This window comes from Bdellovibrio sp. (genome assembly GCF_036384735.1).
Taxonomy (GTDB): domain Bacteria; phylum Bdellovibrionota; class Bdellovibrionia; order Bdellovibrionales; family Bdellovibrionaceae; genus Bdellovibrio.
Window position 1 is genome coordinate 1 of sequence record NZ_DASVLT010000051.1, and the last position, 23,320, is coordinate 23,320.

A 23,320-nucleotide genomic window follows, 5' to 3' on the forward strand; every position below is an offset into this window, starting at 1 on the left:
TGAGCCGGTCACTCATAAGAGCTATCATGAAATGGCGGATGTTCCTGTAGTTGAAGTTGATGTTCTTTCCCAATTACATGCGAATCTTGCTGCGCTTGAAGACCTTCAAGGTCGTCTTTCATTTGTAATGCGTGAAGTTCGCTACCTGATGAAAGCATAGTTATTTTCTAGACCCCAATACAGATGTTAGATGACACGCAAATATTTTTCGCATTCTAATGAATAAACAAGACATCTTGATTCATCCGGAATGGGGAATAAATGAAACGTAGCAGCTGCTCTAACACCTGCATCTTAAGCAGAGGCCTTCAACCTTACATTCAAGACCAATTTAAGGAATGGAGCCTCACTAAGACGGAAGGGGAAATTGGCTTGCTACTTCTTAAGGGTCTCAGTCTTCGCGAAATCGCTAACATGCGCGGCACTTCAGAAACAACGGTAAGACAACAAGCCTTGGTACTTTATAAAAAGGCCTCAGTGGACGGACGTCATCAGTTTGCAGCTTTGTTTTTAGAAGACTTGCTATCTCCTTGCCAATATTTCCAGACGCAACAGAAGCTTGCTGGAACATAAAAACAAATTTATCTATTTTTAGGCTTTACGGCTGAAGTTAACGTGATTCGCGATAGGGATGCGATAAACGACCCAGTCACCTTCACGTTCACGAGTCATACCCTCTGAAATAATATTTTTCTCGAAAGGGAATTCTTCGCGGAACGTTTGATAGCTGCTTGTGCTCATCAATTTATTTCCGTCTTCTACCTTGTCTTTGAAAGAGCGCTGTCCTGTGATGACAGCTTTATCTTTTTGAATTGAGACTTTGACGGCGTCTTTTTCGTGCTCAGGAACATAGGCGCGAAGGACATAAACGTCTCCATTGTCAGACATTTGGCTTCCGCGGTCTTGAACTTTATAGAATGGATCGCTTTCTTTATTCTGATATTTACTAATCGATGTCAAAAACTTGCGGTGAGTATCCGCCGCCTCTTTCACGTAGCGTTCGTTTTGCACGTCTAACGATTCTCGATTGGCTTCTTCATTCTTTTGGTAAGTCGACTGGAAGTGTTCGTTTTGTGTGGAAAGCTGCTTTTCATAAGCAGTTTTATTGTGCATCAAACGATCCGTGTATTGGGTGTTGAGCTCTTTTTCGCGAGAGTCCCAATGTTTTTGGGTCTTCTGATAGCGCTGCTGACCGTCGGCATCGACACGAGCGACTTGTTGATCTTGATGCTCTTCCTCTTTTTTTACGCGCTGTTCGCCATGAGTGTGAAGCTCTGCCAGTTCTTTGTCGTTGCGCGTGCGCAGGCGTTCTTGAGAACTGCGGCCTCGTTCCACTTCGTTTTTCAAGGACTCATCATTTTGAGCTCTTTGAGTCTCTAGACGATTCTTGCTGTATTCGTTTATTTGCGCCATGTCTTTGTTGTAGCGCTCTTTTGCTGAATGAAGATCTTTTTCGTTTTTTTCGCGTACGTCTTTTATTTCTTGTTGCGCGTGATCTTGGGTTTCTTGGACTTTTTCACGAGCATTTTCTTGAGCGGCAGCGATTTGGACCTGGCGCTTTTCACGTGTGTCATTCAGTTTTTGATCGTAGTTTTTCTGAATAGCGGCCGTGCGCGCATTGTAGGTGTCATTTAATTTCTGACGTTCACTGACGGAGTTATCAAGAACTTCTTGTTGATGTTGGCGAATATGATTGATGGCCGCTTCATTTTCTTCGCGGATGCCTTCTTTTTTATCGTTGTAATAATCACGAAGATCAGAAATTTGCTCTTCGTTAGTTTTCGCAATTTCCTTCTTCTTGCGGTTGTAGTCCGACTGAAGATCAGAAAGTTCTGCTTGTTGGGCTTTACGCGTAGAATTGTCGATAGAAGGCATACGTGTAGTGTATCAAAAAGACACACACGCATTAAGTTTACTGAGTGACCTCTGGGGCATTCTGGCCTTTAGGGTTGGGACACAGAGGCTTGAAATTATCCGTGCGACCACGACAGCGCCACGTCGCGATGTAGGTGACATCTTCGTCAGAAGCGACAGGGTAAAAATAGCGATATTGAATATGATCCAAAGTGCTTTCGACTAGACGAAAGGTGGGCTCGGTTCCCGGTTGAGCTGGATCCACTTTTTTCGAAATCTTCAAAAGAAACACGCGGTATTCAGCCTGAGCTGAAACCGGGCCTAGGAAGAAAAAGAAAGCCGATAGAAGAAATCGATATTTCACAAAATCTCCTATCGGCTTTGCGGTGGGAAAACTGAACCATTATGGTGACGGAGTTGTAAACTCGATCACATTGCTCATGGCATTGCCAAGGTCTTCGGAAATGCTCACAGCTTGCGCCGTATACGTTGTTCCTGCTGCTAAGCCTGATACCAACACATTGTGTGATGTACGAAGAGCATTATCAGCAGCTGTTAAAGTCACCTCGCCCGTAGCTTTGTTTACAACTTTCACCTGCGAAGTGGCTGGAATGTCCGTTGTCCAATAGAGCGAAACACCTGTGAAGAACGCCTCGCCGGTCACAAAGTTTGTGATCACCGGTGCTGTTCCTTGCACACAAGGGTTATATGAAGCGCTCTTAGGGATGAAGAAGTTATCCTTCGTCAACACCTTCCAACCTCGGGCAAGCAGATCGTTGTAAGGTTTTAATGGAACTGAATTTTTATTTGGATCGAACCAATATTCATTTCCGCTTTGGCCACAGGCTTGATCTTTACCTGCGACGGAGGCTTTTCTCCACATCATCACGTTGGCGATGTGATAGCGAGGTCCTTGATAATAAGTTAGTTGTATCGGTAGCGTAGTGTCTTTGGTCATATGCACGGTTTGAGTAGCACATCCCATACGCGTCGGATGATCGCCGTCATTATTGATAATCGTTGTTAGCGTTGGATTCTCAACGTCACCAGAGACAAGTTTCAATTGTGTTCCATCGTCAGAAAGAAGTGCGAACTCGTAATCGCCCTCATCATCCGCTGATGCAAGCTTGATCACAGTTTCGAATTTCACGCCGAAATATTCGATGAGTTTATTGCCGCTATCGTCTTTCAAAACATCATTGGTTTGAGTTGCAAAACCCTCGGTGAACATACGAGTAGGTACGTTGAGATCGGCAAAAAATAAAGTCTGCGAGGACTGTTTTGCCAATGTCGTATAGTCGATGGAAGAATACATGCGCGGAGTACCCGCAATAGAATAATAAAGACTGGCCTTGATGCCTTGATCGAGGGAGCTTGCAGGAATGTTGTTGAATGGATCACACACCGTCTTATCAAGAGGATGAATGTTCACATCCACCTTCGAGTATTTCACAGCTTCTCCGTAAGTTGTTTGTGTGATGCCGCTACTTCCTTGGTTGGATCCGCAGCCTGATGCCAGCAAAATATTGGCCGTCACCAGTGCGAGAGTGGTTTGAACCTTCATGTTCGGCCTCCTCGAATAAGAAGTTTCGTCCTCAGAATAGCACTGCGAAAAAAGTGTGCTTTAAAAATCGCAATGGAGGTCAATTTAGGACTCTAACTTTTCGACAAAATTTTTCGGAAAATCAAAATGAATAAGTCTGAGTGAGAATGTTTTGGAAACTGGTTAGTGGTTTGACACTTTCTTTCTTCGCTTTGACTGGAGCTTGTTTCCAGGCGACGGTCTTCCTCCTTTGCTATGGGTAGACTTTATGGCCCTTCGCTGTGGACGGTCGCTTCGCGAGGCACACCATCGTGGCTCAGTTGCCGCCGCATCTTCGATGCGGTTCGCGCATCCTGCGCCGGCAAAGACCTCGCTTCGGACCCTCCTCCGCGAAGGGCCATAAAGTCTACCCATAGCAAAGGAGGAGAATGTCGTTGTGATGGATGCAGTAACGGCGAATGCGAAAGATCTTAGATAGAGCCAGTTAAAAACACGCAGGGATATTGCGATGAAAAATATTATTAAATAAAGATCTCAAGGCGTCATTGATGAGTGATTTATTTTAATTTAAGAAAAAAACGCGAGAGAAATCGCTCGAAGCCCAAGTCCCGCGAGGCACCCGTGGACGACATGCCCCCTAAGGGGAAGTAAGTCCGTAGAAGGGCCTTTGTCGGCGGCACGATGGCGCGAACCGTAGCAAAGCTGCGGCGGCAACAGAGCCCGGATGGCGCGCCCGCCGAAGCGACTTACTTCCCCTCAGGGGGCATGTCGTTCACCGGCGCCCAAGCAATCTAGTGGCTATGTTCGTGATTAGCCCGCACAGTATTCTCAACAATGTGAAAATAAGCGCGAACCAAAATTTGGTAGGACTCGCCATCGAGAGCTTGAAGATAAGCCATTTTCTCGAAGTACGTCTTTTTAGCGATCAGTTCTGTCATGACGTCTTGGACTTTCTTCATCTTATCGAAGCTGTAAAAGTCTTTGTCGTCTTTAACATCTTTCAGAACTTCAGCGATGGACTTGTTGTCGAAAAGGACGTGAACACCCATAGCTGAATGAGAAAGGAGAGCTTCCATTCGCTCCAAACTGGTTTCTTCTATGTTAGCGTTAGCCAAGACCGCCTCCTTGCGATTGAGGACCTGCTACCTATCTAAATGGTGTGGTTTAAATCACTCTGTTGCAAGAGTAAAAAATCGACTTTGACGGGGGTTGTCGTGCCTGTGATTTTTCTAGTTGTTGTGAGTCAGGATTCTTTTGATAATTGAAGTGAGTGAGGAATGAAAACGAATGGCTAAGAGCTCAGCAAAAACTAAATCTCGCACACAAACCCGCGCTAAAAAGAAACGTACGACAGAGAAGGAAATGCTTCTTGTCGATGAAGCGCAAGGTCTTATCTTCGATAGCGAGAAGGATCTCTATGGTTATTTCGAAGCTGGTATCAAAAAGCTCGAGGAAGAGTATCAAGCCCTTCGTTCTCCTGATGACTTTACTGACGAAGAACAAATAGAAAGAGAACATTTTCTTGAAACTTGTCTCGATGACCCCGATGAAGTGTGGCTTGACGATAAAGTTGCTGAAGAGTTCCCCGTGTATATTTACATTCGTGAGATCTCTGAAGGCGATATTGCGTTTAAGTATGTCGCGGTTGCGTACGTTTCTTCGGAAGAAGAAACTCCAACATTTGTATTTATCCATTTCGCCACTAAGGACAGCCGCGTGTGGCAAAATTACCAACGCGGCGAGATGGTTTATGACAGAAATTACGAAGAAGCCTCTGTTGGCGGTATCGAAGGCGATGCTTTGCTAGAGGGGGACAGCTTGGCCATCGGACTTTATCAAGCGATGATTAAAGTGCGTAGTGATAAAGACATTCCTCAGGAGAAATTTCAAGACTATGCCGAGCTTCGTGAGGAAACCATCGAATCGGCTGATGAAATTTGGCGTAAGAATGATCTTGATGGAAACGTTCTTGTGAGTTTTATCAAAGAATTCCCAGATCATGAGACCAAGGATCTAGCATATATCGCTGTGACCCAGGAAGATGAAACAAGCAATGTGCATTCATTGTTGTTCTCATTCCCCACTACGGATGAAGCTTTGGTGGATCGTTATCGTCAAGGCGAGAATCTTCAAACAGACGACGTCAGCCAAGAATCTTCTCACTAGAGCCGAGGATATGCTCTGGCAAAAGCCAGAGCGAACACGATTATGATTTGGCCCTATATTCTCATCTCTTATTTAAGCCTTTTTGTTTTTGGCCTGTGTGATAATGTGCGCGGGCCTCTTTTTCCCGAAATCATGAAAACGTTTGCGGTAAGTGATTCTGTCGGCTCGATGATGTATGCATTAAGTTCGATTTCAGGGTTTATCTCAAGCTATATGGCGAGACATCTTTTGCGCCGCTATGATCGTCGTACGGTTTTGCAGGGGGGAGCTGTGGCGTTGATCATTTCTATGATTGGCATGGCGGCAGCTCCTATGTTCGGATTGTTTTTGGCTTTCAGTTTTTGCTTTGGACTAAGCCTGGGAATCGTAGGGTTGATTCCAAATATCCTGGTTCCGCTAGGGGCTAGTGATAAACGAAAACAGCAGTTACTAGCAGGTCTTCATGCGATGTATGGGGTGGCAAGTCTTTGTTCACCATTATTGGCGGCGGCAGTTCAATTGGCGACAGGAAATTGGCGTTGGACATTTGTGATTGCTACTGTTGCGCCAATTTCTTTGATTTTATATTCCATACATGACAGCCATCGTGATTTGCATAAGAAATCCGAGGTGACGGCGGAGACCCATAAACACAATCGCAAAATGAACTTGAAGCCGCAGTTGTTTTTGGCCTTAATGGTTAGCTTCTGTGTTGCAGCGGAAATCATGGTGTCTTCGCGTCTGGCTTTATACACACGTCGTGAGTTGAATTATGATATGGAGAAATCAAGTCTCTATGTTTCGTATTTCTTTGTGTGCATGTTGATTGGTCGCTCGATGTTTGCGTTGGTCAAATTTCCAACGAGCATTCGCAATCAATTGTCGATTTCGGCAATTGCTTCGGCGATTTTCATTATGCTTGGAACTCATATTCATCCGATATTTTTGGCACTGGTGGGTTTTACCGTGGCGCCTTTCTATCCGATGAGCATCTCATGGATTTCTTCAAAGTTTCCCCACGATCTGGATACAGCCGTGTCTTATATGATGACCACGGATTCCGTGATGTTGGTGGTGATGCATTTGGCGGTTGGAAAGATCACAGATGTCAGCGGGATTAAAAATGCTCTTTATCTGGGGCCGTTCTTTTTAATTGTGTCTTTAATTCTTGTGAACACTTTTGAGACGCTCTTTGAAAAGAAGCATTCCTAGAAAATAAAAAAGGTGCCCAGGGGAGGCACCTTTTTTGTTTTTAAGCTCTATTAAGATTAGAAGCAGTAGCTTTGAGCCATAGATACGAATTGTGAGTCAGAGTAACCAGAACTTTTATAAGAAGCGAATGGATGCAAGGCCTGAAGAACTGATGCTCTGGTTGAACCGTCAGACTCTGTCGCATAAGCATTTGGGTTTGCAGAGAATGGCGGCAACAAGATGTCCATTTGTGATTGCACTGAAGTTGAGCTTGTCGAGTAGCTCGCAATTTTTAAAACATCGTATTGAGCAGATGGATCATTCAAGTAAACTAAGATATTCATGCGGTTAAAGAATGTTTGAGCGTCATAGATACCCAAGCCTTGAGCCGTCGTAGAAACATCAGACCAAGACAAACTTGTCACCCAGTTAGAGATCAAGTATTGACCAGTTTGAGAATCAACCATAACGAAGCTCAAACGAGTCGAGTCAAGGTAAGTACTACCTGAAGAATTCGCCATCCATTTAAAGAAAGTGATGTTTGAAGTGCCTGCGGCAAAGCCATTTGGCAAAGTCGTCATGCGAACCCAAACGTAATTAAAATCTGTTGAGCCATTTGACGTGTAAGTTTTCAAGCTAGCGGCAATTCCTGAACTTGTTTTTTGGTTGCAGCTTGCAACGTTGTATTGAGAAGTGCTTGTGCTTGAAAGATCACTTGTGCCAGTTGCTGTTGCGCTATTTCGAGATCCGCAAGCTGTCATTACCGCTGCGATTCCTAGTAAGAACATTGTTGTTAGAAGTTTCGAATTTTTCATAAGGCCCCCTGATACTTAGATATAGAAGCAATCGGGGTGCCATATTTCACTCTGGGGCAGAGTAAAAAGGTCCGTCAAAACAGGAGCTTACAAGAATGAAATATCCCTGATTGAAACGTTCTCACAACGACACGTCGATAGTTTGTTCGAGAGGCTGAAAAGCAGGGGCCACTTGGCGCTCGTGGGTCATTCTATGAAGTCATCTCTTTCAAAGATGGGACTGTAATATTCGATCAGTCGCCGATCCCACCATTGTTTTTTTTCACGCAGAGTTTTGAAATCCGAGAAAGTGTATTCATACCTTAAAAGACGTAAGTACTTTGGTGACTTTCCACCAAAAGGATCTTCACCTAGAATGCTTTGTACGTCTCGAGATTCAGCAAAAACTCTGACGATCAGATTCTGTAGCCATAAGTTTTCTTCGAAGCGTTCTAGCGAAGCAAACCACAACTGCCAATCCAGTCGTGGCTGATGAGGCGCCACCACCGGTGGAGATTTGGTGAGTAAACTCGGTTTATAGCGAAACCCATACTCCATCCAATTCTGACCATCGTTGCTTCCTTCCATAATTATTTCGGGGCGGTGCTTGGTCATGACAGCAAAAAGTCCATAGGGATTAGAGATTCGAAATGGATAAATCACTCTCATTGAGGGCAGTAAAAAATCCAGTACTTTGCTTTTCTCAAAAGTTGTTTTGAAAAGCCAGAATAGATTGGCGCACGTCAAAACCAAAAGAAGTCCAAAGGAAAATTCTTGAGAAAACATTTCGGGAGCCAGATAGGACTTCATCGGCAAAAGCCAAAAATTATCGGGAACAATACTAAAAGTCAGCCCCACAGTGATGATATTGAAAAATGCAAAGTTCCCGGTCAGAAAAATCAAAACCTGCAGCAAAATTAACAGCGCAGCTGCGATAACCTGAATCTGTCCCGGAAAGAAAATAAAAAATGGTACGATCAGCTCAATAAATAATAGTAGCAACTGACTGAATTTATGAACCCACTCTGGAGATTTGTGAAGAAAGTACGCTACTGGATTTGGAAGAGGTTGAGTCCAATAGTGATAGTTCATCGCTGTCAAATTTTTCCATGACGGATCTTTATGAGTGAACTTTACAATGCCCGATGAAAACATCAGCTTGAATAGTAGTAACCAACAGCAGCCTAGTATCAATGGATTCAGAACGTGGGCCCCCATCGGAATCCATTCCCAATTCCACGGAGCCATGAAGAGTCCAATGAAGCCAAATTCTAAAAGTAAACTATCCCATTGATAGCCTAGAAAGATTTGCCCGCAACTGACGAAGGAAAGATAGAAAAGCCAGCAGAATAAAAACATCCAACTTTGGCTAAAGCCAATAAAGGCCAACGTGGAAGCGATCATTCCAAGAAAGCACAACCCGCGGATAGCACTGTCACCAGAGAAGAACCAGAAGACGGATGGCAGATGATAAAATCTCTCTGCGCCCAATTCCTTGTCGAGAATATTTAAAAGGTGATCAATAGAAAGAAGTCCCTGGCTTCCAAAAAGCCCCAAGGCCTGAGGAAGCAGGGAAAGAAATGCTAGGAAGTAGGAGAGCGCCAAGGACTTGCTGAGAAACCAGCTCGCCACTTGGTAATCTGCTTGCGGCATAATGAAATGTCCGTTCGTTCTTAGATTTCGCCGATCTCAACCCAGGTGATACCGTCACCACCACTTTCCGGAGATCCTGCTTTCCATTTTTTCACATAGATAGAACGAGACAAGTAGGTGCGCACTGCTTTTTTCAAGGCCTCTGTACCATGGCCGTGGATGATCTTCATGCGATCTTCACGAGCTTGTGCCGCTTTGTCGAGCGCCACTTCCAATTCTGAAAGAGCCTCTTCCACAGTTTTGCCGCGCAAATCCAATGTGCGATCTTCGTCAGCCAAAGACACGCTAAAGCTCGAACTTTGACGAACTAATTGTGACGTTGGGTTTTGTGGCTTTCCCGGCGGGCGCAGGTCCTGCCAGTGAAGTTGCAGACGAATTGATCCTGACAAAATCAAAACCTCGCCTTTGTTATTTGGCGTGCTTTGCACGATGCCATCTTGATTGAGGTTAGCCACGTACACTTTCGACCCCGGAGGGAACTTCTTCGCGAATTGCTCCGCATTTTCAGGAGCTCCTGGTTGCGTGATCGGTTTTGCTTTCACGATTTCTGGAAGCTTGTACTTGATCTCTTGCAGGGCCGTGTGACGTTTGAATGTTTCAGCCACTTTCGCTTGAGAAATAGCCTCTTCCACTTTGCGTTCAGCTTTTTTTAAAGTGCGTTGCAACCACTCATCTTTATCTTTGTTGAATTGCTCGAGAAGACCTTCATATTTCTTTTTCGTCTCGACAGCCTTCGCTGTTTCTTTGCGGAGATGGTCTTGCAAGATGGCGATGTCGCTTTTCAGTCTCTCAATTTGCTCAAGGCCTTCAAGGCGAGCGCGAGTGGCTGGGGCCAGAACTTCTAAAGCTCTTTGAACAATGGCTTGGGCAACGCCCACACGTTTCGCCGTTTGAATTGCCAAAGAGTCCCCTGGGATGCCCGCAAGGAATTGATAAGTCGGTCTGCCGGTTTTTGGATCGTATTCCATACTTCCGTTTAAGACGTGACTTTTTTCATCCCAGCCGGACTTCAAGGGGCCTAAGTGCGAAGTGATCACACCAAAAACATCGTTGGCCGAAAATGCTTCAATAAAGCTTCTTGCCAAGGCACTTCCTTCTTCGGGGTCCGTAGACCCGCAGATTTCGTCGATCAGGATTAAATGCTCGCGACCTTTGACGGAGGCTGCTTTGCCTAGGATTTTTAAGTGAGCAGCAAATGTACTGAGTTCTTCATCCACACTTTGCGCATCACCAATACCAATCAGAATCTCTTTAAAGAAGGGAATCTTGGAAGTTTCGCTAGCGCAAATTGGAAGACCACAGCGGGCCATTTGTGCTGCGAGACCGATAGATTTCAAAAGGACTGTCTTACCACCGGCATTGGGACCGCTGAGTAATAAAATGCTTTTTTGTTGTTCAAGCAAAACAGTATTCGCAATGACGCCTTTACCAGAAAGTTGCAAAAGTGGGTGACGGGCTTCAATAAGTTCAAGACTGCCCGTCGAAAATTCAATGGCATGACCATTCACTTGTGCTGTGAATTGAGCCTGCGCGAAACGCACATCGCATTCTTCCATTAAAAGGCGAGTGCTTTCGATGTCAGTAGATTTTGATGAAAGATATCTAGAGAGCTCTGTCAAAAGTCTTTCGATTTCGTCTTCGATCTCAACTTCGATTTGGCGCAGGCGATTATTCGTCGGGATCGCCTTTTCAGGTTCGATGAAAACAGTTTGTTTTGTTTGTGATGATCCGTGAATCACGCCGGGCAGGCGATGCTGCATGCCTGATTTTACGGGAAGCACCCAGCGACCATCACGTGTTGTCACGTATTTGTCTTGGATGACATTTTCCATTTGATGATCTTTCACCAGGCGATCCATCGCTTGTTGAACTTCACGAGCCAAGCGGTCTTTTTCCTTGAACAGGCGATACAAAGTTTCACTGGCATCGGAACGGATGTCTCCACCAGGAGTTAAAATCTGATCAATCGCGGAAACGGGTTCACCCGCATTCATAAGACTTTGCGAAATTCTTTGTGCCCAATCATTTTCAACTTGTTGAAGAGCCTCTTTCAAAGCCAAGGCTTCTAAGCAGAAGCTGCGTACATCTTTGATTTCCAAAGTTTTTAGAACGGCATTTTTCTTCAAACGCAAAATCCACGTCGAGTACAAATCCAAACTTTGCATGTAGGGACGGACGCCTTGATTGATGACCTCTGTGGCGTGACCGATCTCTTCAAAGCTTGCATAAGCGTCTTGTGGAGATCGCAAAGGTTTCATCGATATAATGGCTTCGCGACCCGCATCGCTGGTAGCGTGGGATCTAATTTTCTCTAAGATTTCGACCCAATCAAGGACGACGAGATCTTGCATTGATAGCTCCTGTAATAAGAATCGCAACTAAAGCCAGGGTAATAAGAATCCATGTGCGATAGCCCCATTGTACATAGGCTGTGCTCGGTGCATTTTTTAGATACTTTATCACAAACTCTCCGGCCCATTCTTCGTGGACTGGGGATTTTTGTTGAACGTCACCATTGGCAAGGATCGCTGTGCTAATTCCTGTGTTCGTTGAGCGAATCAAAGGACGACGCACTTCAATGGCGCGGGCTAAAGTCATGTAAAGATGTTGACGAGGTTCAAACGGATAACCAAACCAAGAATCATTTGTGACATTCACCAAAATATCGGCACCGTTTTCCTCAAGGCCCCGTGTGAATGTTGGGTAAAGACCTTCGTAGCAAATTTGTCCGCCCCATTTCACAATATCGCTGCCATGTTGCCATTTTAAAACCCTAGGACCATGTCCACGTCCAAAATTTGAAATGAATGGCAAAAGTTTAAGCAAGAACGGAAACTCCTCGCTGAACGGTAAGTATTCGCCGAAAGCAAGAAGTTCAGTTTTGCGATAAGGCTTATCCAAGCTGTTGCCTTGGGCATCTACTAAGAACAAGGCGTTGTAAGTCGACTGGTCTAACTTGATATCTGTTTTAGGATCCTTTGAGTAAGCACCTAACAACATCGGGCGCCCGATGAGGGTCATATTCTCGGCCAAAATATTTGTGTGCTTTCGACCTAGCAGATGTTGATCAAGGTAATCGGGGAAGGCTGTTTCAGGCCACACAAAGATCTCGGTATCTGGATATTTAGCGAATGCCTCTTGTGACAATGTGGTGAAGCGGCGGGTGATGTACTCTTGAAAGCCGCGACCTTGTTCTGCCGCGACTTTTTCAGTGTTGCCGATATTTGCTTGAATGACGGTGGCGCGAACCTCAGCGTCGAATTGATTCCAGGCTTGATTGTGATAAGAGCCGCTGATGATCAGAGCGATTGTCAAAACAACCAATGAACCTAAGTGAAACAGGGCTTTTTTAACTTGGTTTTGATTTTTCCAGATAAAAGCAATCCATGCGTTAAAAATAAGCACAAGGGTGCTCAGGCCCTGGAAGCCCACAACATCGGCCCAGTGATAAATAGGAATTTTCGCCCACAAAAGTGGATAGCCCAAGTGCCATTCGAAAATCGCAGGCCAAAGTCTTTCTGCCAGAGAGTGAATCAACGCAATGACAAAAAGAGTTTGTGTGGCAGAGAGTGAGAATTTGCGACGAAGCCATACCGACAGAGCTGTTGAAAGCGGAATGTAGAGATGCATGAATGCACAGAACAATAGCAGAGCAATCACCGAAAGCGACCATGGAATTTCGCCGAACTCATGAGCAGTGTAGGCGATCCAGTGGAATCCGATCAGTGTTAGAATGAACTGTGTAATCCAACCAGCCCAAAAAGCTCTTTTGACATCAGTCTTGTCATCGGTGACAGTGAGCCACAGAGGAGTGTAGCAGAAAATCAAAGCCCAAGGCGGGAACGGAATGTAACTTGTGCCGACGAGAATTCCAGAGAGAATTGCCCAGCGAAAATCGTAGGCTTTGTGCTTGAAAAATTGAAACCATCTCTTCATCATGGTATTAGTAACACAAAGAGTGAGTGAGTCCACGTGAAATTAAAAGTTCGATGCCCATCCTGCGCTAAGTTGTACGAAGTTGAGAGTGAAGAAATTCTCAACGACACACCTCTATTTCAGTGCATTGGCTGCGAAAGCCGATTTGGTTTCGAATATCCTCCTGCGGACCCTCAGCAAATCGTTGCTTTCTTAATTTCAGCTCCGGCTCCTAAAGTTTCTTTGACAGCTTCAGAAATCGCGCTAGAGATGAATGTTGCTCAGCAGCATAATCATATGGAGCCCGATGTCTCTGCGGATATGAAGTCATGTCCTAAGTGCGGGGCTTTAAATGGTCGTCGTGCTTCCGAGTGCTATTCTTGTCATGTGATCTTTGAGCGTTTGGAGGGGTTGCCGCAAGACACGACTTTGCGAGCTCAGCCAAGCCTTGTGCGTAAATGGAAAAATATTTTAGAAAACTTTGAAAATGAGGAGCTGCATGATGAGTTCATTCGCAGTTGCCAAGAATTGGATGCTCTTCGTTTCGCTATTATGAAGTACGAAGAAATCAAAAATGCACAGGGCGGAGATGCTTTGTCGGATCAGATGATCGCGCGAGTGAACAGTTTAATGATGGTCAATTTGTCGCAGAACCCTGGAGTTCGCGAAGAGAAAGAGGCGACTCGCCCGAAATGGCAGAAATATGTGTTCATTGGTCCTTATAGTTTAAGTGCTCTTTTGATTTTGTGGGGTATCCTAAGCTTGGGGCATCGTAATTTGATAGGGGTTGGGGTGGCCTTGGCCTGCATGGTTTCGGGTTTGATCGTAATGATCAAAGGTCGGATTTCCCTGTCGGATTTCATTGATTAAAACAAAAAAGCCCCTGGTTAGATCAGGGGCTTTTTCTTTCTGAGATATTCAATTAAAACTAGAAACCTTCAGAGTTCTGTTGAGTACCAACTCTTGTGCGCTTGGTTTTGGTGCCCATGGCGTCGATCAATGATTTACCAAAGTTGCTCATCGCAGAAGCTGCTGGATCTAGTCCATCTTCAGCTTGAGAGTTCTTGTCGTTAGGGTCGGCGGCATTATTTTTGCCGCCATCGGAAGTCCACATCTTTTTATCGATGTTTTGGGAGTTTGCTGCGGCAACACCTGTTGCCGAAATTCCTTGATCCAAAATCGTCAATGCTTTGTAGAGATTCAACTGACGAGAAGTTCTAGTTTTGGAAGCCAGCTGTGTTTGAGCATCACCTGTTGAAAGGATGTACTTCTTCACATCTTCAGCTTGGAAAGACTGTTTGTGTGCCATCACCAAAGCGGCTGCACCTGTCACAAACGCGGTGGCTTGCGAAGTGCCCGTCATATACCCGTAAGCATTGCCAGGCAAGCATGACAAAATGTTCTGACCTGGAGCCGCGATATCTACAGTATCAACGCCATAGTTTGATGAAGAAAGAACCTGTGTGGAAGGATCAATTGCTGTTACAGAGATAATATTTTTTAATTTATAGTCAGCAGGATAGTAGTGATGTTGATCAGAGTTTGATCTTTCATTGCCAGCCGCCGCGACAAACAAAATGCCTTTTTTCTCGGCCTCTTGAATCGCATCATGTTCTTCTTGAGAGAACTCTACACCGCCGCCCGAATAGTTGATGATCTTTGCACCCATTTTCACGGCGTACTTAATAGATGCTACTGTGTTCTTCAAGTTATCAGCGCCTGGAACTTTCGGATCGTAATATTTCAAAACCATCAAACTTACTTCCGGAGAGATTCCGATGATCCCTTTACCGTTGCCAGCTTCGGCACCAATAATACCTGCGATATGAGTTCCGTGACCATGGTTGTCGTCGAGCTTGTTGTTATTAGAAACAAAGTTCCATCCATGAACGTCGTCAATAAAGCCGTTGCCGTCGTCATCGACGCCGTTATTGGATTTGTCACGACCTTGAGCATCTTTGCCTGTTTCGCCAGGATTCATCCAAAGATTGTCGTGCAAGTCTTCGTGGTTTTCATCAATGCCGGTATCGATGATCGCAACAACAATGTCTTTGCTGCCCTTTGTGATCGACCAAGCGCGAGCGGCATCCGATTTTTTCAATCCCCAAGCCTGGCTGATCGCCGGGTCATTGAACAAAGCACTTGGCTCATCTTCGACCTTATCAGTTTGTGATGTGATGAAAGAGTTTTCAAAGACACGGTTGCTATCTTTTTTCGAGCTTTGCGTGCGCGAAGGGGAGGATTCGGAGGTAAATAAATAGATGCCTAAGCCTCCGAAGAAGAGAAGTGCCACGCCGCCAGTTGCAATCCACCATTTGCGAGAAAACATGAAGAGTCCCCTTTAATATAGGACTTATCGGCAGATTTTTGTCGAGGTGTAGCTATTTTAGAATCGAGCAGGTGTCTCATCATGAGACACCTCGAGTGTAAACCGAGATCTAGCAGCTTCCCTTAGGCAGTCTTAAAGAGTTTTGTGGTTCAGTTTCAGCAAATCCTCGGGGAATTTAATGCTGACCCCGGGGCTTAGCAGGCGCTGATAGAAAACATAATTGCGCATTGTGAGTTTAATATATGTGCGGGTTTCCTCATAAGGAACCTCTTCAATAAATTCGACCGAATCATTACGGAAACGAGTTTTCAGCCAGCCGCGAATGGCGCTATCATTTGCGTTGTAACCAGCGACCGCCAAGATGTACTGATTGTCGTACTTCTTCATTAATGACTTCAGCTCAAAGGCTCCAAGAGGAATATTCACTTCGGGCTTATATAAATCCAAAGCCTCGCCATATTCCAACTTATTTGCCGTTGCTAAATTTTTTGCGACTGAAGGCAAGAGCTGCATTAAACCAAAAGCATCTGCTCCACTGCGAGCCTCAGGATTGAACGCGGACTCTTGGCGAATGATTCCATAAATAAATTCACGGGGGATGCCACTCTTCTTTGCGGCACTGGCAACGATATCACCGTAAGGTTGCGGGAATAAAAGATCTGGGTGATCTTGCAAAAGGTGATCTTTGACCTCTGGTTGCAAGGCTCCGAGAGTCGAGAAAAGCGGCAGGTACAATCCCGCACGGGCATAGCCCGAAGACATCGCAAGCCAGGTGCTTTCGGAAGTCACTTTTGCTTTATTCAAATCTTCTGTGGCTTGATTTAAAGCTTTTTCAGCAAATGACTTTTCACTGACCGCAATCAGCCACTCTATTTTCAAACGAAGGTCTGAATCCAATTCGTTAATGCCGAGAATACTTAAGCCTGATCCGTTGTCTGAGTCGATTTTTAGAGCAGGATAATCTTGGTTCAACTCACGATAGGCCAGCATGCCGTAGTAGCCTAGTGGATCCTCTTTGATCAGCTCATTGAGTTGTGTGTCGGCGGCTGCCTGATCTTTCAGATTCTTCAAAGTGCGAGCAAGCCAGAACATGGCTTTTGCCTTGTCTGATGGATCTTTTGAAATCTCTTTCATCTGTTCAAGGCTTTTGCGGGCCTCGGTCCATTTTTCCAACTTGTAGTAGTTCCAAGCTTTCAGCCATGCGATTTTGTCGCGAAGGCCTGCAGAACTTATCGGCTGTTCGTAGCTTGCCTCATAGTACTCGAGGGCTTTGTCGTAGTGGCCTTTCTCTTCTTCCATGCGACCCATGATGAAGTAAACCTCATCCATCGGATAAGTGCCGCGCAGAAGGCGGTGAGTTTCGTTCAATACTTTCATCGCCTGAGTGCCTTGGTCTTCGGTCCACAAAGTTCTTGCGAATAAAACCTGCGTGTCATGGAAGTGCGCTAGTGCTTTGCGATCTTTTTTGTTGTCCCTGAATTGTTTTTTAGACCAATTCACAAGATCTGAAGAGGCATTAATATACTCTTGACGACGTTGTGCCACCTTGTAGGTCATGCGAATATTTTTGAGAGCTTGGAATTTATCTTCCGCAGTTGCTTCTCGATTGGCGATGATTTTTTTATATGTATCGATCGCTTTATCGAATTCGCGGTGGAAGCGATAATCCATAGCCACGTTGCTAAGATCTTTAAATGTGGGCGCCGGATTCAAACGGGGAGAGTTCTTATAAAGCTGATTTTGAATCTGCTCCGTCTCTTCTTTCATGTTGGATTTTTGCGCTAATAAAAGAGCTGTCATTAAGAAGTCCTCTTTGTTCTTCTTGTTTGTCTCAAGCTTTGCTTTATCTAAATTCGCCTCGATGTCATCTTTTGTATTTGCCGTGACCTTTGCTTCCTTCATCTTAATATCAGCATTTAATTCCGCATACCAAGAGGTTGTCGTTGGCGGCAGGGGAGCAAGCTTCACATCTTTTGTGCAAGTTTGATAAGCACGAAGAAGTGCCAAGTCGTGCAACGGAAATTCGGGAGTCTCGGACAAGGTTTTAAAGCTTGTACAGGCTTCTTTAGGTGCTGTTTCAATTTTGCTTAAACCTAAAGAATAAGTTTTCCACCATAAGATGCTGGCTTCGTTGGAACCTACAGAAAGTTTTTCTAGCTCTGTGGGGGGAGCATTTTTCCATTTAGAAAGAAAACTTGGATGTGGTGGAGTTGTTGATTTTCCAACCTGAGAATCGATGCGCGAAGTGGTCGCGCATCCCATGAGTACCGAAAAAAAAGAGAGAGCGAGGATTATTCTTGGCATGGAGAAAGCTTACGCCCTCTCCATCCGAAAAACAACATTGTCAGGCCTAAATGCGACCGCGTTGCAAAGCTGCGATGCGGTCTTCAAGGCGTGGATGTGTCATGAAAAGTCCAGCTAATCCGCCCTTATCGCGATTTGAAATTTTCAAAGTTCCAGTTGCAGTATCATCTGCAGGAATTGGTAAATCATAAACCGCTTGAAGCTTGCGCAAAGCTGCAATCATTTTTTCACGAGAAGCAAATTTAGCTCCACCGGCATCGGCACGGAATTCACGTTTGCGGGAGAAATAGTTTACAACAATAGAGCCCAACATTGTAAATGCGATATCGCCTAAAATCACCACAACGAAACGAACAATTTCACGGAATTTTTCGTCAACATTTGAAGCAACCAAATTCGCTAGAATGCGAGAGAAGAACATCGCAAACGCATTCACAATACCTTGGATCAAAGTCATGGTGACCATATCACCATTCGCCACGTGGGCGATTTCGTGACCAAGCACGCCTTCAATTTCATCGTCGTTCATTCGTTGCAATAAACCAGTTGAAACGGCGACAAGAGCATTTCCTTTGGAAGGACCTGTTGCAAACGCATTCACATCTGGAGAATCGTAAACACCCACTTCCGGCATTTTAGGAAGTTGCGCGCGACGGGCAAGGTCATGAACTTTATTTACTAGTGCACGCAATTCTGGATTTGGATTGTTAGGTTCGATGACTTGCACGCCATGGAACATCTTCGCCATCCATTTGGACATCAGCAAAGAGATGAACGCGCCACCCATACCCCAAACCAAACAGAACGCCATTAAGAATGGGATGTATGAGTTTAAACCCGCTAATCCAAGGAAGCGGCTAACGATGGACCATACGATCCCAATTGTTACTACGACAAGAACGTTTGTGAGAACAAACAAACCAATTCTTTTAAAAAATGCCATGAGACATCACTCCTTTAAGAGACACCTTTATTGTGATGCCTCTCTAGAAATTGTCAATATGTCCCAAGGTGCGTAATAAAATGGACGACCGTTTCGTTGCTCGTCGTCGACGTACAGTAAGTACGTCTTCCTCGTCGCGCCTCGATATCGTCCATTTAATTACAACCTAATTTGGCATTAGGTTGTAACAGGTTGTTTTAGATTCTTTTGACCAGTTCCGCCACTAGAGGTGGTGCTATATTGGAACTTCAAAATGTCCTTTTCTAGTTCCACATTGACACGGCCTCCATCGACAAGACGACCAAAGAGCAATTCGTCGACCAGAGCTTTTTTCAGATGTTCATCCACCACACGAGCCAAAGGACGGGCACCATAAACCTTGTCATAGCCTTTTTTCATCAGCCACTTGATCACATCTTGAGAGACATTCAGTTCAACTTTCTTAGTGAGCAACGTCATCTTCAATTCATCCACAAATTTCTGAGTGATTTTCAAAACCATATCTTCACTCAAATCGCGGAATGAAACGACAGCATCCAAACGGTTGATAAACTCAGGCGAGAACGATTTTTTAATCGCATCCATTGAAAGACTGCTGCGACTTTCTTCAAGGAAGCTGATCGTGCCACGAGATGTTTCCATTGCACCAGCATTGGAAGTCATCACAATGATCGCATTCTTGAAATTAGCCACGCGTCCGTTGCTGTCAGTCAAGCGACCTGCGTCCATCACTTGTAACAAGACGTTAGTGATATCTGGATGAGCTTTCTCGATTTCGTCGAGCAAAAGAATACAGTAAGGATGTTTCGTCACAGCTTCAGTCAGCAAACCACCTTCTTCGTGACCTACATATCCCGGAGGAGCTCCGACCAATCGAGACACCGCATGTTTTTCCATGTATTCACTCATGTCAAAGCGTTCGAAGTGAACTCCCATGATACTTGCAAGTTGACGACACACTTCTGTCTTACCAACGCCCGTAGGACCGGTGAAGAGGAAGCTGCCGATCGGTTTTTCAGGACGACCCAAGCCACTTCGTGCAAACTTGATGTTGGCAACCAAGCGATCAATGGCTTCGTCTTGACCGAAGATCAAAGCTTTTAATTTTTTATCAAGATCTTTCAATGCTGATTTTTCAGTCGCAGAAACCGTTGCTACAGGAAGACCTGTCATTTTAGCAATGACCTCTTCAATTTCTGGAACATCGATTTTTACTTCGTCAGCGTTTTCATATTTTAAGCGGAAGTGTGCGCCAGCTTCGTCCAAAACGTCGATAGCTTTATCTGGAAGCAATTTGCCGTGAATATGTTTTTGCGAAAGCTCCACCGCCGCTTTTAACGCGTCATCTGTGTATTTCACTTTGTGAAATTCTTCGTAAGGCTTGCGAAGACCTTGAAGGATCTTAACGCAGTCTTCGCCGGATGGCTCATCAATATCGATTTTTTGGAAGCGACGATTTAGAGCTCGATCCTTTTCAAAGTACTGACGATATTCTGTGTGAGTTGTTGAACCGATACAGCTGATATCGCCGTTCGCGAGGGCAGGCTTCAACAAATTGGAAGCATCCATAGAGCCTCCGCTTGTTGCACCAGCGCCTACAATCGTGTGAATCTCGTCGATGAAAAGAATTGTGTTCGGACGTTTGCCGATCTCTTTGACGACGGCTTTTAAACGCCCTTCGAAATCACCACGGAATTTGGTTCCGGCCAACAAGCCCCCTAAATCCAGTGAATAGATCACGGCATCCTTAAGTTTTTCAGGAACGTTGCCTTCAACAATTTTTTGCGCAAGACCTTCGGCCACGGCAGTTTTACCAACGCCAGGTTCGCCGATAAGTAATGGATTGTTTTTTGTACGACGGCAAAGAACCTGAACCGTTCTGGCAAGAACATCTTCTCGGCCAATCAAAGGATCCAATTTTCCTTGTTTTGCACGTTCATTCAAATTCACGCAGAAGCTTTCAAGAGGGGAGCCGCGTCCTTCCTCATAACCTTCTTGCTGCTGATTTTGTTGATAATTCTCTCTGGCTGCAGGAGGAATTTCGTGATCTTTTCCGTCCTTGGTTATGCCGTGAGAGATATAATTAATGATGTCGAATTGTGTGAGTCCTTGTTTCGCCAATGCAAAAGTCGCATGGGAATCTTGCTCATAGAATAAGGACACCAGTAGACTGCCTTCGCTGATTTGATTTCGTCCAGCACTTTTCATTTGAATGGCTGCACGCTGAATCAGACGGTGACATGCCAGAGTGAATTCTGGATTCCACGACTCGAAACCGCCATAGGATGATAACTGATCGTCGGTGATTTGTGGGATTCCCACTTTCAGATGATCGCGCAAATCTTGGCGAAGCTTTTGTACATTGATTGCACAGGCTTCCAAGATTTCCACCATGATCGGAGATTCACTTAAGACCAAAAGTATATGTTCAAGAGTGACGAATTCGTGACGATGGCGTTTGGCGAGTTCTGTGGCCTCTCCTAGTTTTCTTTCAAGCTCGCGACTCATCATGGCTCCTCCTCCAGTGTGCTTTTTAGGGGATTCTGATTAAGCTGCGCAAATTGGTTGACCTGCATCACCTTCATTTCCGCAATCTCTAGAGAGTAGACCCCGGCGACACCTGCACCCTTCTTATGTACATCTAGCATGATTTGTGTTGCTTGCTCTTCTGTTTTCGCAAAAAAACGACGCAATACAAGGACGACAAAATCCATGGGGGTGTAATCATCGTTAAGAAGAATTACTTTATACATCTTCGGTGTGTCTAGTTTTGGGACAGACTGAACCGCCGAGTCTCCCTCAGGTGTCGAGAACGGGTAGTTACTATTGTTGTTATCGTTGCTAGTTCCCATGTGATTATTCTACTCCAATATTCAATTTGGGCACGTTATACGCTTTGGCAAGTCGTGACGAGGAAGAAAAGCTAGCAGTTGGTCAAGTCAAGTCTGGCCTGACAACTCCAAAATTGCTCTTGGAGAAACCAGAATCAAACTCCTCTGTGGAGCATTATTATGTAAACATGTTGAAGTTTCTGGTCTCATATTCGGACTGGCTTATTGCAATTGGTATTTAGTTTTGACACACTAATGTCGTAAGTCATTTACAGATTTTATAAGGACATATGGAGGTCTTAATGAATCACCCTTCTCGAACGTCTCAGCGCGGTTTCTCACTCGTTGAGTTGATGGTCGTTGTTGCCATCATCGGTGTGTTGGCGTCTATCGCTATCCCGAACATTCAAAAGTACATAGCGAAAGCTCGTCAGACGGAAGCGAAGACCAACCTTTCGTCAATTTATACTTCGGAAAAAGCTTTTTATGCTGAATACACCGCATATCACTCTATGTTTGGTGCGATTGGATATTCTCCTGAGGGCTTGTTGAGATATAACGTGGGCTTCGCCGGAGCTATTACAGATGCCGGGCCTACAAATGGATATAATAATCCACCGTCTACTGCAATTGGTCAGTCTCGTACGACAGTCACTTATTGCAATACAAATGGCGGCGGCTCCGCTGGTCAAATAACGACTGTTGCAAATGGTGGCGCAGGTTGCGCTGTCTTATTTGGTGCGAATAACCAAGCTCCACCGACGACGCCAGATACAACAACACCGACTTCTTTCTTGAATGGAACTGGATTTACTGCAACTGCTGCTGCAGTCATTACCACAAATGGCGTGACTGACGGTTGGTCGATTAACGACAGTAAATATATTCAAAATCAAAGCCCGGCTATTCAGTAAAATATGAACGGGTTCTTGAATCCTAAATATAAATTCAACGTAAAAGTCCCAAGCATATTGCTTGGGACTTTTGCTTTAAGCTTGTTGATCGTTACTCAACTATCATCGTCAAAAGATATGCATGTGGCGCCACAGTTCATTGCACCACCTGCTATGATCGAACATTTGAGCTTTGGATATAGCGAGGTAATGGCTGATGCATTATGGATTCGAGCTATTCAGGATTTTGATTATTGTGATAAGCCAGGGAAGAAGAACATCTGTGCTGGAAACTCGTGGTTATTTAAGATGCTCGATGCAACGACGAATCTATCTCCACACTTCCGAATTCCTTACGCAGCAGGTGGCTTGGCGTTGACGGTGATTATTTCTGATATCGAAGGGGCTACAAAAATTTTTGATAAAGGTGTGAAAGCCTTTCCCCATGATTGGCCGATTTTATACCGCGCGGCCTATCACTATCTTTATGAAGTGCATGATAAAAAACGCGCTGCCGACCTGTTGACTCAAGCGGGAAAGAACGGAGCCCCTCCATGGGTATTCACGCTAGCGGGGCGTCTTTATTCCGATGCGGGGGATACAGAACTTGCGGAAAGCTTGCTTCAAGAAATGAAGGACACCCATCAGGATCCTACTCTTATCCAACGACTTCAGGACAAAATCGACTCCATGAAGTCCTCCAAAAAGTAACGCGAAACACAATTGCATCTTTTCATAGCAACTTGCTCACAAACTTAGGCCCAATTCCTTGACGGAAGCTTCGCAGACACCATATTTTGTCTTGCTATGGCTCAAAGAGATTACTACGAAATTTTAGGCATCGCGAAAGATGCGGAAGCTGATGTAATTAAAAAGGCTTACCGCAAGTTGGCGATGCAATTCCATCCAGACAAAAATCCAGGCG

General features: G+C 44.9%; 20 protein-coding genes. 7 read left to right on the forward strand and 13 right to left on the reverse strand.

The features are described 5' to 3' along the window. Positions 1–261 precede the first annotated feature (261 nt). Positions 262–573, forward strand: a complete 312-nt coding sequence (locus VF412_RS15880) for a helix-turn-helix transcriptional regulator (protein WP_331340242.1) — start codon at positions 262–264, stop codon at positions 571–573. 18 nt (positions 574–591) lie between these two features. On the opposite strand, the gene VF412_RS15885 is transcribed toward VF412_RS15880, so the two are convergent. The 4 genes from VF412_RS15885 to VF412_RS15900 form a co-directional block, all read right to left on the reverse strand. Next, the gene (locus tag VF412_RS15885; RefSeq protein WP_331340243.1) at positions 592–1,875 is read right to left on the reverse strand and encodes a hypothetical protein; all 1,284 of its coding nucleotides are present in this window, start codon (positions 1,873–1,875) and stop codon (positions 592–594) included. 37 nt (positions 1,876–1,912) lie between these two features. Beyond that, the gene (locus tag VF412_RS15890) at positions 1,913–2,218 is read right to left on the reverse strand and encodes a hypothetical protein (protein ID WP_331340244.1); all 306 of its coding nucleotides are present in this window, start codon (positions 2,216–2,218) and stop codon (positions 1,913–1,915) included. A gap of 39 nt (positions 2,219–2,257) precedes the next feature. Then, the gene (locus VF412_RS15895) at positions 2,258–3,418 is read right to left on the reverse strand and encodes a hypothetical protein (RefSeq protein ID WP_331340245.1); all 1,161 of its coding nucleotides are present in this window, start codon (positions 3,416–3,418) and stop codon (positions 2,258–2,260) included. Positions 3,419–4,188: 770 nt separating this feature from the next. Then, positions 4,189–4,512 (reverse strand): hypothetical protein, encoded by a 324-nt coding sequence (locus tag VF412_RS15900; protein ID WP_331340246.1) that lies wholly within the window; start codon positions 4,510–4,512, stop codon positions 4,189–4,191. Between the two features lie 172 nt (positions 4,513–4,684). Between VF412_RS15900 and VF412_RS15905 the strand changes: the two genes are divergently transcribed. Then, complete coding sequence (locus tag VF412_RS15905) at positions 4,685–5,563, forward strand: PBECR2 nuclease fold domain-containing protein (RefSeq protein ID WP_331340247.1); 879 nt, start codon at positions 4,685–4,687, stop codon at positions 5,561–5,563. Positions 5,564–5,605: 42 nt separating this feature from the next. Next, a complete protein-coding gene (locus tag VF412_RS15910; RefSeq protein ID WP_331340248.1) occupies positions 5,606–6,754 on the forward strand; it encodes an MFS transporter in 1,149 nt (382 codons plus the stop codon). Positions 6,755–6,810: 56 nt separating this feature from the next. On the opposite strand, the gene VF412_RS15915 is transcribed toward VF412_RS15910, so the two are convergent. From VF412_RS15915 to lnt, 4 genes are all read right to left on the reverse strand, one after another. Then, positions 6,811–7,548 carry a hypothetical protein gene (locus VF412_RS15915; protein ID WP_331340249.1) on the reverse strand — a complete coding sequence of 246 codons (738 nt, stop codon included), beginning with the start codon at positions 7,546–7,548 and terminating at the stop codon, positions 6,811–6,813. 186 nt (positions 7,549–7,734) lie between these two features. Beyond that, a complete protein-coding gene (locus VF412_RS15920) occupies positions 7,735–9,180 on the reverse strand; it encodes a lipase maturation factor family protein (RefSeq protein WP_331340250.1) in 1,446 nt (481 codons plus the stop codon). Positions 9,181–9,200: 20 nt separating this feature from the next. Further along, a complete protein-coding gene (locus VF412_RS15925; protein ID WP_331340251.1) occupies positions 9,201–11,531 on the reverse strand; it encodes an endonuclease MutS2 in 2,331 nt (776 codons plus the stop codon). After that, the gene (lnt, locus tag VF412_RS15930; protein WP_331340252.1) at positions 11,509–13,119 is read right to left on the reverse strand and encodes an apolipoprotein N-acyltransferase; all 1,611 of its coding nucleotides are present in this window, start codon (positions 13,117–13,119) and stop codon (positions 11,509–11,511) included. Before lnt ends, VF412_RS15925 begins: the two co-directional genes overlap by 23 nt. Before the next feature lie 33 nt (positions 13,120–13,152). Between lnt and VF412_RS15935 the strand changes: the two genes are divergently transcribed. Further along, complete coding sequence (locus VF412_RS15935) at positions 13,153–13,965, forward strand: hypothetical protein (RefSeq protein WP_331340253.1); 813 nt, start codon at positions 13,153–13,155, stop codon at positions 13,963–13,965. Positions 13,966–14,023: 58 nt separating this feature from the next. Here the strand turns inward: VF412_RS15935 and VF412_RS15940 are convergent, their stop codons facing one another. The 5 genes from VF412_RS15940 to clpS all read right to left on the reverse strand — a co-directional run bounded on the left by VF412_RS15940 (position 14,024) and on the right by clpS (position 21,523). Continuing rightward, positions 14,024–15,424: a S8 family peptidase gene (locus VF412_RS15940; RefSeq protein WP_331340254.1), complete on the reverse strand. Its 1,401-nt coding sequence runs from the start codon at positions 15,422–15,424 to the stop codon at positions 14,024–14,026. Positions 15,425–15,556: 132 nt separating this feature from the next. Continuing rightward, positions 15,557–17,686 (reverse strand): transglycosylase SLT domain-containing protein, encoded by a 2,130-nt coding sequence (locus tag VF412_RS15945; RefSeq protein WP_331340255.1) that lies wholly within the window; start codon positions 17,684–17,686, stop codon positions 15,557–15,559. Between the two features lie 88 nt (positions 17,687–17,774). Beyond that, positions 17,775–18,671, reverse strand: a complete 897-nt coding sequence (gene htpX / locus VF412_RS15950; RefSeq protein WP_331340256.1) for a protease HtpX — start codon at positions 18,669–18,671, stop codon at positions 17,775–17,777. Positions 18,672–18,848: 177 nt separating this feature from the next. Continuing rightward, positions 18,849–21,182 (reverse strand): ATP-dependent Clp protease ATP-binding subunit ClpA, encoded by a 2,334-nt coding sequence (gene clpA / locus VF412_RS15955; protein WP_331340257.1) that lies wholly within the window; start codon positions 21,180–21,182, stop codon positions 18,849–18,851. After that, the gene (gene clpS, locus VF412_RS15960; protein WP_331340258.1) at positions 21,179–21,523 is read right to left on the reverse strand and encodes an ATP-dependent Clp protease adapter ClpS; all 345 of its coding nucleotides are present in this window, start codon (positions 21,521–21,523) and stop codon (positions 21,179–21,181) included. The genes clpA and clpS overlap by 4 nt, the downstream gene beginning before the upstream one ends. Positions 21,524–21,804: 281 nt before the next feature. Here clpS and VF412_RS15965 point away from each other — a divergent pair, with 281 nt between their 5' ends. The 3 genes from VF412_RS15965 to VF412_RS15975 form a co-directional block, all read left to right on the forward strand. After that, entirely contained in the window at positions 21,805–22,416 is a 612-nt protein-coding gene (locus VF412_RS15965; protein ID WP_331340259.1) for a type IV pilin protein, read from the forward strand. Between the two features lie 3 nt (positions 22,417–22,419). After that, a complete protein-coding gene (locus tag VF412_RS15970) occupies positions 22,420–23,106 on the forward strand; it encodes a hypothetical protein (protein WP_331340260.1) in 687 nt (228 codons plus the stop codon). 96 nt (positions 23,107–23,202) lie between these two features. Then, on the forward strand, positions 23,203–23,320 hold a 118-nt coding region (locus tag VF412_RS15975; protein WP_331340261.1), incomplete at its 3' end, for a DnaJ domain-containing protein.